11 protein-coding genes are annotated in these 12,466 nt (G+C 45.8%); 6 read left to right on the forward strand and 5 right to left on the reverse strand.

Annotated features, from left to right (window positions below; genetic code table 11):
* Both MVI27_RS04100 and MVI27_RS04105 read right to left on the reverse strand, forming a co-directional pair.
* A complete protein-coding gene (locus MVI27_RS04100; protein ID WP_246959417.1) occupies window positions 1-465 on the reverse strand; it encodes a gliding motility lipoprotein GldH in 465 nt (154 codons plus the stop codon).
* Window positions 452-1,768: a PSP1 domain-containing protein gene (locus tag MVI27_RS04105; RefSeq protein WP_246959418.1), complete on the reverse strand. Its 1,317-nt coding sequence runs from the start codon at window positions 1,766-1,768 to the stop codon at window positions 452-454. Before MVI27_RS04105 ends, MVI27_RS04100 begins: the two co-directional genes overlap by 14 nt.
* Before the next feature lie 391 nt (window positions 1,769-2,159).
* On the opposite strand from MVI27_RS04105, the gene MVI27_RS04110 reads away from it, so the two are divergent.
* From MVI27_RS04110 to MVI27_RS04135, 6 genes are all read left to right on the forward strand, one after another.
* Window positions 2,160-3,395 carry an OmpP1/FadL family transporter gene (locus tag MVI27_RS04110; RefSeq protein ID WP_246959419.1) on the forward strand — a complete coding sequence of 412 codons (1,236 nt, stop codon included), beginning with the start codon at window positions 2,160-2,162 and terminating at the stop codon, window positions 3,393-3,395.
* Between the two features lie 13 nt (window positions 3,396-3,408).
* Window positions 3,409-4,941, forward strand: coding sequence for an SGNH/GDSL hydrolase family protein (locus tag MVI27_RS04115; protein ID WP_246959420.1), 1,533 nt, complete (start codon window positions 3,409-3,411; stop codon window positions 4,939-4,941).
* Between the two features lie 91 nt (window positions 4,942-5,032).
* Window positions 5,033-5,971, forward strand: a complete 939-nt coding sequence (locus tag MVI27_RS04120; RefSeq protein ID WP_246959421.1) for a ribose-phosphate pyrophosphokinase — start codon at window positions 5,033-5,035, stop codon at window positions 5,969-5,971.
* Window positions 5,972-6,010: 39 nt separating this feature from the next.
* Entirely contained in the window at window positions 6,011-6,643 is a 633-nt protein-coding gene (locus tag MVI27_RS04125; RefSeq protein WP_246959422.1) for a 50S ribosomal protein L25/general stress protein Ctc, read from the forward strand.
* Between the two features lie 88 nt (window positions 6,644-6,731).
* Window positions 6,732-7,370 (forward strand): energy transducer TonB, encoded by a 639-nt coding sequence (locus MVI27_RS04130; protein ID WP_246959423.1) that lies wholly within the window; start codon window positions 6,732-6,734, stop codon window positions 7,368-7,370.
* Window positions 7,371-7,422: 52 nt separating this feature from the next.
* Window positions 7,423-7,854: a nucleoside deaminase gene (locus MVI27_RS04135; RefSeq protein ID WP_246959424.1), complete on the forward strand. Its 432-nt coding sequence runs from the start codon at window positions 7,423-7,425 to the stop codon at window positions 7,852-7,854.
* Window positions 7,855-7,871: 17 nt separating this feature from the next.
* On the opposite strand, the gene MVI27_RS04140 is transcribed toward MVI27_RS04135, so the two are convergent.
* From MVI27_RS04140 to MVI27_RS04150, 3 genes are all read right to left on the reverse strand, one after another.
* Window positions 7,872-8,636 (reverse strand): type III pantothenate kinase, encoded by a 765-nt coding sequence (locus MVI27_RS04140; protein ID WP_246959425.1) that lies wholly within the window; start codon window positions 8,634-8,636, stop codon window positions 7,872-7,874.
* 46 nt (window positions 8,637-8,682) lie between these two features.
* Window positions 8,683-10,527 carry a M1 family metallopeptidase gene (locus MVI27_RS04145; RefSeq protein ID WP_246959426.1) on the reverse strand — a complete coding sequence of 615 codons (1,845 nt, stop codon included), beginning with the start codon at window positions 10,525-10,527 and terminating at the stop codon, window positions 8,683-8,685.
* Between the two features lie 113 nt (window positions 10,528-10,640).
* Complete coding sequence (locus MVI27_RS04150; RefSeq protein WP_246959427.1) at window positions 10,641-12,332, reverse strand: DUF6909 family protein; 1,692 nt, start codon at window positions 12,330-12,332, stop codon at window positions 10,641-10,643.
* Window positions 12,333-12,466: the final 134 nt, after the last annotated feature.

Consider the following 12,466-nt stretch of genomic DNA (forward strand, 5'->3'; position numbering starts at 1 on the left):
TTACGGCGCGGCCGTTTCTATTTTAATACCAATATCTTCAATCCCCGGCAAAGAATCCATGCGCATGGCCTGCTGAACCTGAAAACTGTATCTGCCATCTGCCGGAAAACGCTGGTTGAGTTTATACTGAAACAGCGTTTCTTTGGTTTCGCCAAATCCGGCTCCCAGCCAGCGGCCATTAGGTTCTGCCAGGATATAGTTCAGCGTATCGGTTGCAGCAAACTTGTTCGGGCCCATCGCCTTGACAATCAGCCGGATGTTACTGTAGGGATAATCGTTATTATTGCGCACCACAAATATAATATTTTTGGGCTGCTGCGCTTTGGTGATATTGAATTCAAATTTCTGCCAGGAATTTTTCGGCCAGGTTTTACCGACCGATGCCATCTGCACCTGCTCATCAGTGCCGCCGCAGCTCAGCAAGAGCATCAGCACGGCGGTGAGTAAAAAGCTATGCTTTATCATCTTTCTTGGGCGGAAATTTCTTTTTCTGTTTCTTTTGTGGCGGCCGGTTATCCGGAGTGCTGTTTCGGTTGTCTGCCTGGTTTCGGTTTTCACCTTTATTCCGGTTATCCGGTTTACGGCGACGTTCTCCGGCAGGCGCCTCAGCGTGGGCCTTTTGTTCACCGCGCGGGCCATTGCTGCCTTTTCTTTTCTGCTGATTTTTATTGGAAGGCCGGCGCTTGCGCTCAAAGCGGTCCAGCGTATTTTCCTGAATGAGATCCACGGTTTTCTGCGGCGCATCATTCACTTTAAAGTCTTCCAGCGGCGGTGCTTTTTCCCCCTTCTTGTTCAGGGCAATCAGCTTCTTCACATCCTGCACATCCATATCATACCAGGACATGGACTGGTCCACATAGGCGAACCACATTCTCTTTTTAAATACATCGATTTTAATGCAGAACGCTTTTCCTTTTTCGGTATCTAAAGTGGTATTCGAGGACGGGAAATCGCTCAGCGCATCCAGGTAACTGTCCAGTTCATAATTCAGGCAGCACTTCAGTTTACCGCACTGGCCGGCCAGTTTCTGCGGATTGATGCTCAGTTGCTGATACCTTGCTGCGTTGGTATTGACTGAACGGAAATCCGTCAGCCAAGTGGAACAGCATAACTCGCGTCCACAGGAACCAATTCCGCCCACTTTCGCTGCTTCCTGCCGGAAACCGATCTGTTTCATATCGATTTTGGTGCGGAACAGCGAGGCGTATTCCTTAATCAGCTGGCGGAAATCCACCCGGTTATCTGCCGTGTAGTAGAAGGTAACCTTCCCGCCGTCGCCCTGGTATTCCACATCGGTAATCTTCATTTCCAGCTGCAGTGCGTAGGCGATTTTGCGTGCCTGGATTTTCACGTTTTCTTCTTTGGCGCGGGCTTCCTGCCAAACTTCTATATCGCGCTGGTTGGCCAGGCGGTATATTTTCAGCGCGTGGTCTTCCGCAACGCGCTTTTTCTTCATCTGGATTTTCACCAGTTCTCCTGTGAGGCTTACGACCCCTATATCATGACCCGGGCTGGATTCAACTGTGACAATGCTCCCTATATGAAGCGGTAATTTATGGACGTTTTTATAAAAAAATTTACGGTCGTTTTTAAATCGTACTTCCACATACCCCATTTCCGACGTCGCCGGATTATCAAGGTGGGAAAGCCAGTCAAAAACACTTAATTTATAACTGTTGCCGCATGTATCTACACTTGCACAGCCATTCGCGGATTTCGTACCGCAGGAATGGGATGAATCGCCGGATGTTTTGCATCCACAACTCATAATTAAATTTTTGTAATCAGCTGCAAATTTAATATAATTTTCTTTGCAGAGACTTCACTCCCGATTCGCGCACGTATATTTTTACATTTATATTTAAATATCTAAAAAATTAAATAATTATTATAATTATAAATATTATTATGCGAATCATATAATTGAATTTTGATGAAAAAGCAGGTCTGCATCAGAAAGAATTTAATTTAAACGGAGAAAGATTTTAGTCTGCGAAAAGGCATTAAATCGTTTTGCCACAAAGGAATTTAAACGGATTATCAGGAATTGAGCTATTAAACAAAAAGGGTGGAAGACCGTGTGTTTAAAATTTACTTAGCATTATTTAACATTTGTTAGAAAATAATTTTATATTTGGGTCATTAATAAACGTAAGTCTATGAAAAAAATAGTTGTTACCGCCGCAATCCTGGCAGGCGTAGTAGCCCAGGCAGGAGGCTTCCGGGTTTCGCTGCAGGGGGTAAAACAGTTGGCAATGGCGCATACCAGTGCCCATGCGGAAGATGCGAGTATCACCTTCTTCAACCCGGCAGGGATGTCCTTTATCCCGAACAGGCTGAGTGTGGCGGCAGGTGGTTTTGCGATTGGTACCGAGATTACCTACCAAAATCAGAATACGCTGGAATCCTACAGCACAGATAACCCGATGGGAACACCAATCTATGCAGCAGTTGCATATAAAGTGGTGGATGAGGTGTCGGTTGGTTTCAACTTTTCCACGCCGTATGGAAGTACCATAAAATGGGCGGACGACTGGGCAGGCCGCGAAATCGTGCAGAATATTGAGCTGAAAGCGTTTTTCTTCCAGCCGATGGTCTCATTTAAACTGGCAGACTGGGCTTCCGTAGGAGGTAGCTTTATTTATGCGAAAGGTTCGGTGGACTGGACCAAGACCGTTACTCAGTTGGGCGGCACACTGAATATTCAGGATAAAAAAGCTTCCGGCACCGGGTTTGGCGTTGGTTTCTATCTGCGCCCGACCGATAAGCTGGATTTAAGCTTAGCGTATCGTTCACCAGTGGATATGAATGCTGATGCAGGTGTGGCAACATTTAATGTCTCGCCTTCTTTATATCCGGCGATTGGCGTAAATGCTGCAGGTCAGGATAACTTCAAAGCGATGCTGCCGCTTGTAGACGAATATACGCTCGGACTTACGTATCGTATTACACCGAAATGGCAGGTGTCCGGAGATTTCAATTATTCCGGTTGGGATCAGTACAATCAGCTCACGCTTGATTTCGAAAATGCCGCAGTGGGAAATCAGCCAAACGATCCGACCGTTCTGGTAAGCCCGAAAAACTTTAAGAGCACCCAAACCTGGAGAATCGGAACGCAGTATATGTTCAATGAAAATTTTGCGGGAAGACTGGGGTATTACTATGATCAGTCACCGTATGCAGATGAAGACTTCATTCCGGAAACGCCGTCTTTCAATGCCAATGTAATCACAGGAGGTATTGGATATAAGTGGCGCGGGTTGGGCATCGATGTTTCCGGCGCGTATAACTTCCAGACACCACGTGATGTGAAGAACAGTTATTACGATTTCTACGGCCAGGCGAAAGCCAAAGCCTACTATTTCGGATTGGGCCTGTCGTATAACGCATTTTAAGATTTAAAAAATTATGAAAAAGATACTATTATCAGGTGCAGCGGTCTTTGCCTTATTTTGTGTGGCCAGCTGTGATACAGATTTCGATACGGATGTTAACAGCATTGCGGTCACCAGTGGTGAAGCCGATTTCTCCAACTATGTAGCGCTGGGGAATTCACTTACTTCCGGCTACCGCGATAACGCCTTGTATATTGACGGGCAGGTAGAATCGTACCCCAATATTCTGGCACAGCAAATGAACCGGGCCAGCGGGGGAGAGTTTAAGCAGCCTTTGATGGCAGATAACAACGGTGGTTTGCTCCTTGGCGGAACAGCAATTGCGGCAACAAAACTGTATATTAAATCTTTTGCGAACGGATCTCCTGTTCTTGCAAATGTGGAGGCTGCTCCGACTACTGATATTATGACCAAAGTTACAGGCAAACTGAACAATATGGGAGTCCCCGGCGCGAAGTCCTTTCACCTGATCGCTCCAGGATACGGAAATGTAGCTGGTGTTGCTGCTGGAAAAGCAAATCCTTACTACGTGCGTTTCGCTACTTCAGCAACCTCCACGGTTTTGGGTGATGCGATTGCGCAAAAGCCTACTTTCTATTCACTATGGATTGGAAATAATGACGTATTGAGCTACGCGACCAGTGGCGGTATGGGCGTTGACAGAACCGGAAATACAGATCCTACAACCTACGGAGGTAATGATATCTCGGATCCAAATGTGGTAGCGGGCGCTATCCAAACTGTGCTGGAAAGCATGAAAAATGCGGGAGCCACCAAGGGTGTCATTGCTAATATCCCTTACGTAACCTCTATTCCATATTTTACTACAGTACCTTACAATCCGGTTTCACCTACAGCACTGGGTGATAAGATTGGCGCCCTGAACGAAAGCGTGTACGGGCCGCTCAAGCAGGTTCTTACCGCATATGGCCAGGGAGATCGTCTTAATCTTCTTTCGGCTACTGCGGCAAATCCTGTTTTAATTAAGGATGAGTCATTAACGAATTATGGTGCTCAGATTACGGCAGCTTTAACTCCTAAAATCGGACTTGCAGCTGCAACGCTGTATGGTCAGCTGTATGGTCAGGCGCGCCAGACTACTGCGGAAGATTATGTTCTTTTAACAACAAGTAGCGTAATCGGAACAGAAACAACCAGTGCTCCGGCTCCGCTGAATGTGTATGGCATTTCCTACCCGTTGCAAAATCAGCACGTGCTGACAAAAACAGAAGCTGCAAATGTGAAAACAGCTGTGGATGCGTATAATGCTAAAATCAAAGCATTGGCAGCAACCTATAAACTTGCTTTTGTGGATGCCAATGCGAAAATGGTGGAACTAAACAAATCATCAGGAATCCAGTTTGATGGCGTGAAGTACACAGCTAAATTCGTAACCGGCGGAACCTTCTCCCTGGATGGTGTTCACCTGACGGGCCGCGGATATGCAGTGGTTGCCAATGAATTTATTCAGGCAATCAACAAGCAATATAAATCCACCTTGCCTGTGGTAAATGTGAACAATTATTCCGGCGTGAAATTCCCGTAGTCATTGAAAGCATCAATATGCCTTATTAAAACCACTCGGACAATCCGGGTGGTTTTATTTTTTTTAAATTTGCACATCTAAAAAAGTAAAAATGGCTGAGCAGGCAAGTTATTTATTTTCCACGCGGACCAGTAAGGTTTTGGCGGAGAAAATCGCCCAGTTTTACGGGCAGGAAATGGGTAAAATTAATTTTCAGGAATTCAGCGATGGCGAATTTGAGCCGGTGCTGGATGAATCGGTACGCGGTGGCCGGGTTTTCCTGATTGGTTCTACCTTTCCGCCGGCAGATAATCTGCTGGAATTACTCTTAATGATTGATGCCTCCAAACGAGCATCGGCAAAAAGCATTACAGTGGTGCTTCCTTACTACGGACTGGCGCGCCAGGATCGTAAGGATCAGCCGCGGGCGCCGATCGGAGCGAAACTTGTGGCCAATCTGCTCACCGCTGCCGGTGCCACGCGGATCATGACCATGGACCTGCACGCAGACCAGATTCAGGGATTCTTTGAAATTCCGGTGGACCACCTGTACGCATCTACCATCTTCATTGATTATATTCAAAAATTAAATCTTGATAATTTAACCATAGCTTCTCCAGATATGGGCGGTGCCAAGCGGGCCAAGAATTACGCGAGCCACCTGGGGGCGGAAGTTGTGATCGCTTATAAGGAAAGAAAGAAAGCCAACGTAGTGGAAGAAATGTTCCTGATTGGTGATGTGGAAGGCCGAAACGTGGTTTTGATCGATGATATGATCGATACGGCCGGTACCCTTTGCAAAGCGGCTGAAATCCTGATGGCCAATGGTGCAAAAAGCGTACGTGCCATGGCAACCCACGGAGTTCTTTCCGGCAATGCTTATAAAAACATCGAGAATTCCCAACTGGCCGAAGTGATCGTGACGGATACCATTCCGGTAAAAACCGAACTGACGAATAAAATCCAGGTTCTCTCTTGTGCTCAGCTCTTTGCAGACGTCATGAAAAGTGTACACGAGCATAAATCCATCAGTGATAAATTTATAATCTGATAAAATTACTGTATATTTGCAGCCTTAAAATTTTTATAAATGAAATCAATTACAATTCAAGGTACAAAAAGAGAAAGCGTGGGCAAAAAGTCTACTAAAGCTTTACGTGATGCTGAATTAGTTCCTTGTGTTGTTTACGGAGGTACTGAAACTCTGAACTTCTCCGCTGAAGAGCGCGCGTTCAAGAATTTGGTATATACTCCTGAGGCACACACGGTATCTATTGAGGTTGACGGACAAACAATCCCTGCCGTGCTTCAGGACATCCAGTTCCACCCGATTACAGATAAAATTCTGCACGCAGATTTTTATTTCCTGTCTCATGACAAACCGGTTGTTATGGAAGTTCCGGTAAGACTTACAGGTCGTGCCCGCGGTGTTGTGGCCGGTGGTGCCCTGCGTCAGTCTTTCCGTAAGCTGAAAGTAAAAGCAATTCCTGCAAACCTGCCGGATGAAATCGTGGTAGATGTGACTCCTCTTAGAATTGGTAACAAACTGTACGTTGGTGATATAAAGACTGAAGGATTCAGCTTTATGCACCCGGATAACGCAGTAGTTGTAGCTGTTAAGATGTCCAGAACCGCAATGAAAGGTGGCGGTGCTGACGAAGATGAGGACGAAGAAACACCAGAAGGTGAAGTTCCTGCAACTGAAGCTGCAAGCGAAGAATAAACAAAATTTTCGCATTCGATACAAAGTCCGCTCACAAGGCGGGCTTTTTGCTTTACGTATCATTGTTAATGCCTACATTTACTTGATCATGAAATTATTCCGGAATATTGTTGTCCTATCAGCGCTGGCTTGTGGCAGTATTCTGCAGGCGCAGCAGGCGCCGGAGTTTCGTGAAGTGGTCGATTTTTATGACAGGCAACGCGCGCAGCTGACAAAAGAGTTCCGAAAGCATGAGCAATTGCTTACCTCACCGCAGGAGCGGCAAATGCTGCGAAATGACTTTCTGGAATTTATGCTGAAAATGGACAGCATTCAGAATGTTGCTTTTGTGAATGCTTTGGTAAGAGTACGCATTCGCGAAGATTTGCAGCGGGCCAAACTGCTTGAAGCAGTTCCGGCTGAAGGTCAACCGGTGATGATAACAGCCAAAAAAAATGGCGATGCCGCTTATCCGGGAGGTTTTAGTGCATTGCGGAAACACGTAGCGGAAGGCTTCTATTCTTCTGCCATTTTATCTCATGAGAACATGATCCAGGCACGCGTTAATTTTGTAGTAGAGCCAGACGGCTCTGTTTCGTCCGTAAGAGCGGATGGCACAAATCCGATATTTAACCGCCAGGCAGAAATTGCGGTCTATATGTTACCCGAAAAGTTCTCGCCGGCCCTCGTCAATGGGAAACCCGTGCGCTATAACTTCAGTATACCGCTGGCGATGAAGTTTGAGTAAGAATACACGTTGTAACAATTCTATTTCAGATATTTGTCAATATCTATCTTTGATGCTTACAAACGAATATTTTATGAACCTGGCCTTGCAACAGGCGCAAATGGCGGCCGAACGCGGAGAAGTGCCGGTGGGCTGCATAGTCGTGGCCAATAACACCATTATCGCCAAATCGCACAACCTCACCGAAGCTTTAAACGATGTAACGGCACACGCAGAAATGCAGGCTATTACGTCGGCGGCAGCTTATCTGGGCGGAAAATATTTGGTTAACTGTACGATGTATATCACGCTGGAACCCTGCGTAATGTGTGCTGGTGCCCTGGCGTGGTCGCAGATTTCCAAAGTTGTAATCGGTGCACGTGACGAACAGCGGGGGTACATTAACAAGGGATTACAGCTCCATCCCAAAACAGAAGTAGTTACCGGTGTCCTGCCGGAGAAATGTTCACAGCTGGTGAAGGACTTCTTCCGTTCGCGGAGATAGAAACTGCAAACAAATTATTATTCTGCAGTTTCCTGTCCAAGAAAATATAAGCCCTTCAAAGTATGCAGGCGGTCCGCTACATCGATTTTATCGGTTAAAGGTTTATAGATATGGGAAACGCCACCGGTTGCGATCACAAAGCATTCCTCATTCACTTCTTTATTAATCCGGTCAATAAAGCCTTCCACCATACCAAGATAGCCGTACACCATGCCGCTCTGCATGCAGCTCACCGTATCCAGTCCTAACACGGATTTTGGTTTGATCAGTTCAATTTCCGGTAACTGTGCCGTGTCATGAATAAGTGAGTTAAGTGCCGTAATAATGCCCGGCGCGATAATCACACCAATGGTTTCACCCTCCTTACTAAGGCAGCTCGCCGTAAGTGCAGTTCCGAAATCAAATATAATTTTGCTGCGGCCGGGATACAGGTGATGCGCGGCTACGAGGTTCGCGTAAATATCAGTACCCATTTGTTTGGACTTGGGTTGAACAGCAGAAACTGTATTCCGGTCAACCAGCACCGGCTTTTTTCCATGCAGTTTCTGGACGGCCCGGGAAATATCAAAAGTGAGCTGAGGAACCACCGAGCCGATAATAATTCGGTTCACTGCCGCCGCATCGATGTGATAGGTCTGGTACATCAGTGAAAACTGCATCTGCATTTCATCACTCGTGCGATAAGGTTTAGTATTAAAAATCCAGGATTGCACGCATTCCCCATCCTGAAACAAACCGAAGCGGATATTGGTGTTTCCTATATTAATTACGATCGTCTTCATTTTCTTAAAAGGCAAAAGCCTCTACGCTGGGCAGAGGCTATGTTATTTATTTTACCTGAGTGATATTGTCCTCAGGGTTGATGTCAGCCAGGCGGCCGGAGAAATCAATTCCCAGCGCGGCAATCTGTTCTTTGGTGTACGGAATAGTAAGCGTGTATTCCTTCTGCGTCCACGGCCAGTATTTCGCTGTGGTGAAATTACCATAAATATCACTGGATTTCCAGCTCCGGGTCATGTTCATGGGAATCTGCCAGGTTCTTACTTGTTTGTCCGTTGTTAAAATAGAAAAATCAATAGGCATCGGGATACCGCCTTTGTTTTCAAGTGTAATCACGGTTGCGCCGTCCAGATAGTTTACATCCTTAATCGCATAGTCAATGGTTTTGGTGGTATTAATCCAGTAATGGTGGAACCACTGGAGATCCATACCGGAAATTCGCTGCGCGATATGCATAAAATCACGATCGGTAGGATGCTTCAGATGCCATTGGTTATAAAACTCTTTCATCACGAGCGCCAGTTTTTCTTCACCGATGATATAGCCCAGCTGTACCAGGAACAAATCTCCTTTCACATAGGTCGCATAAGAATAAGCAGTTCCGTTATCGTGATGATCACCGAGCCAAACGGCAGGCTCTTCGATTCCTTTTTTCACAAAATTGCGGTAGCGGTCAATCGTTCCGCTAAACGGATTCGGTTGTGGATTTGCCGGTGGGAAAAGCTGGTACATGATGTAGTCATCATAATAGCTCGTAAACCCTTCATCCATCCACGGGCGCACACTCTCGTTGTATGCCATCATTTGCTGGTTGTAGGAATGTCCTCCTTCGTGAACCATCAGGCTTACCAAACCTTCGAGCGATTTCGCTTCGCCGAGAATCATGGTGCACATGCCGTATTCCATTCCGCCGTCACCGCCCTGGATAAAAGAATAGGAAGGGTACACATAACGCCCGTATATGGCATTCATCAGCTGGAAAAATTTGGTGATATACGGTTTGGATGGTTCCCAGTATTGGGTTTTTTCGGATTTCTGATATACGTAATATACCTTCGGCCCATCCAGGATAACAAAAGATTCTACGGTATAGTCACGGTCTGCGGCCCAGGCAAAGTCCAGCATGTTTTTCGCGGTCCACCGCCAGGTTGCTTTTCCGCTGCGGTCTGCTTTTATTGTGGCTTTCGGATCATAGCCTTTTACTTCAGTGGGATTCTCCAGTGTACCGCCGGCTCCGATGACGTAGTTTTTGTCAATCTTTATCGATACATCAAAATCAGCAAACGGTGCATGGAATTCGCGCCCGATATAGTCAAAGGTAGCCCAGCCGTCATAGTCGTATTCTGCAATCTTCGGGTACCATTGGGTCATCGTCATATCGATGCCTTCGCGGTTGTTCCTTCCTGCACGGCGAATCTGCATGGGGATGACCGCATCCCATTCCATGGTGAAGGTCGTATTGCTGTTGGCTTTAATGGGCTGATCCAGATAAACTTTCATCACGGTTTCCTGAATTTCAAACTTCAGGTTTTTGCCGTTTTGCTTAATCCAGTGGATGTTTTGCTTTCCGGCTTCATTTTCAGGTATAGCTGCCAGGCGTGAAATGCCGTTGTTTTGCAAACGGGAATCTCCGTTTTTTCCCTGGCTGGCAACGCGCTGGTCCATCATCGAGCCGGCCCGGAAAGCATTCCAGTATAAATTAAAATAAACCACATTCAGCTCATCGGGTGAATTGTTGGTGTATTCCAGTGTCTGTTTTCCTTTGTACGTGAAATTCTTTGCATCCACATCAATATCCATTTTGTATTTGGCATATTGCTGATAGTATGCATTTTGCTGCGCGAACATCCAGCCGGTACACAAGGCAAAGAGTAGCAGAACTCCTTTCTTCATAATATTTTTACTTTTAAAAAAAGGGAAAGGTAAGAATTTCTACAATAAACGGTCGTGGTTTGGCAGCACAAAAAAGCCTTCCGGCTGATAGGGAAGGCTTTTCAAAAAATGTATTATTCAAGTATGGGTTCCGGCTCGCGTGCGCTGAGCAGGATTTTCTCCAGGATACGCAGGGTGATAAGATACGTAGGTTTCACACCGGTAAGTCCAAGTCCGCCGGAGGATAAGGTGGATCCTGTCTCCAGTGGATTATCGGATGCGTAATAAGCGTACATCACAAACAGATCTTCGGAAATATGGTGGCGGATTTTTGATGCCACTTGAATGGCCTTCTGGTAATGCGCTCCTTCCATTTCCAGCCCAATGGCTTTCCAGGAGGTGTCCATAAAGTACCGCAGGATGTCCTTGTTCTGTAAGGAAGTTCCCAGCACGGTAATCATGCCGCCTTCAAACGCCTGCAGTTCGTCATCTTCGAAATCCGAAAGCTTCAGCGCATTCTCAAACGGGTAATTATCTGCAGTTCCTTCAAACACGTGCGAAGTCGGAATCATAATGTCGCCCTTGCCGCCCATCAGAATGCCGGCTTTCCCCATGATCGAAATGGATTTTACCTTCATGGTGTAAACCTCGTCATTATATTCGTAGGGACGCAGCAGTTCATCCATGATTTCATAAGCCTGTTCACCAAAAGCATAATCAAAAACCATAATCACATCATCGCCATCATAGTTCAGGTGACCGAAAGGCGTGTTGCTCAGATCCGTTTTCTTAAGATCGATAATCTGAACATCGATATTACTGCCGCTCTGGTCGTCAATATAAATTAGACCCTCTCTGAGTGAATGCTCCAGAATTTTTTCCTGAAGCGGCCGCTTGTTGGAGATTTCTTCATAAAGTTTATAATTCACCTCGTCGGTGGACTTTTTCCCTAAAGAATCATGTGCATACAGCATATTCTTCACCGAGTGCATGTTCGCAGAAATAATGTGAAGCGGACGCATCTGCAGATTATTTACAGCCAAAACCTCTTTCACTTTATTTGCCCATTTCTCCCCGAAGAAGTGGTGGCCTACGCGTTCACGCAAAATGGCTGAGAAATGAACCTCGCGCTCACGGATTTTTTTGTAATCATTAAAACTTTCATTTCCGAGGTGATAGATGATTTTAAATAAACGGTCGGGGTTATTATCGTCGCCGAAGTTATTGTAAGCCTTCAGGGTTTCATCAAACGTGCGGCCCAGCAAAGAAGAAAGATGGATCAGCGCGACTTCCTTTTCTTTGCGGCTGTATTTCTTCTCGCCGCGTGCTACTTCCTCAATGATCTTCCAGGCACGGCTGGATTTATCGTTCTCTTCAAAAATAAACGCCTGCTTGCGGATTTTATCAGCTTCAATATAAAGGAAGGTAAGGTGCGTCAGGATATCATAAATTTCTGATCGGCCCAGCAATACCTCAATATTCATCTGATGCTCGTCAATGCGGTAGCAGTTTCTTCTTCTTTTCTTGGGAACAATCACCTCGAAACCGCCTTTTTCAAAACCTTCATCAGACGTCAGATGAATAAAAGAACATTCCTCAATCCCTTCCGGCAGTCGGTCCAGTACATACATGAGGCCATCCAGCTCAATTTTGTTGGGGATGCTCATAGTACCGTAAATTTCTGGATTGATGGTCATTAATAATGACCGGAGGCTTTCACCGGAGATCCCGGCTGGCTTAAAGAAACCTCTGTAGAAGAGGTGTCGCATGGAAACATAAAGCCTTTCAATCGCCTCAGTGGTTTCCCTTGCTCGTGAATTTACCATAATATAAATTTCACACAAATATAGTGAAAATTCCGCTCAAGTCCTATGGGTGCAGAGTTTCAGGCATTTATAGACCGGAAGATTACTATTTACATTAAAGATTTAAAAGGTGTAATCAACGCTGATTTCTAAAG

Source organism: Chryseobacterium salipaludis, assembly GCF_022968825.1.
Lineage (GTDB): Bacteria > Bacteroidota > Bacteroidia > Flavobacteriales > Weeksellaceae > Kaistella > Kaistella salipaludis.

Coding starts and splice junctions, on each gene's coding strand:
- MVI27_RS04145 (WP_246959426.1), bottom strand. CDS start 10,527: ATGAAGAAAGGAGTTCTGCTACTCTTTGCCTTGTGTACCGGCTGGATG.
- MVI27_RS04105 (WP_246959418.1), bottom strand. CDS start 1,768: ATGAGTTGTGGATGCAAAACATCCGGCGATTCATCCCATTCCTGCGGT.
- MVI27_RS04110 (WP_246959419.1), top strand. CDS start 2,160: ATGAAAAAAATAGTTGTTACCGCCGCAATCCTGGCAGGCGTAGTAGCC.
- MVI27_RS04115 (WP_246959420.1), top strand. CDS start 3,409: ATGAAAAAGATACTATTATCAGGTGCAGCGGTCTTTGCCTTATTTTGT.
- MVI27_RS04130 (WP_246959423.1), top strand. CDS start 6,732: ATGAAATTATTCCGGAATATTGTTGTCCTATCAGCGCTGGCTTGTGGC.
- MVI27_RS04100 (WP_246959417.1), bottom strand. CDS start 465: ATGATAAAGCATAGCTTTTTACTCACCGCCGTGCTGATGCTCTTGCTG.
- MVI27_RS04135 (WP_246959424.1), top strand. CDS start 7,423: ATGCTTACAAACGAATATTTTATGAACCTGGCCTTGCAACAGGCGCAA.
- MVI27_RS04150 (WP_246959427.1), bottom strand. CDS start 12,332: ATGGTAAATTCACGAGCAAGGGAAACCACTGAGGCGATTGAAAGGCTT.
- MVI27_RS04125 (WP_246959422.1), top strand. CDS start 6,011: ATGAAATCAATTACAATTCAAGGTACAAAAAGAGAAAGCGTGGGCAAA.
- MVI27_RS04140 (WP_246959425.1), bottom strand. CDS start 8,636: ATGAAGACGATCGTAATTAATATAGGAAACACCAATATCCGCTTCGGT.
- MVI27_RS04120 (WP_246959421.1), top strand. CDS start 5,033: ATGGCTGAGCAGGCAAGTTATTTATTTTCCACGCGGACCAGTAAGGTT.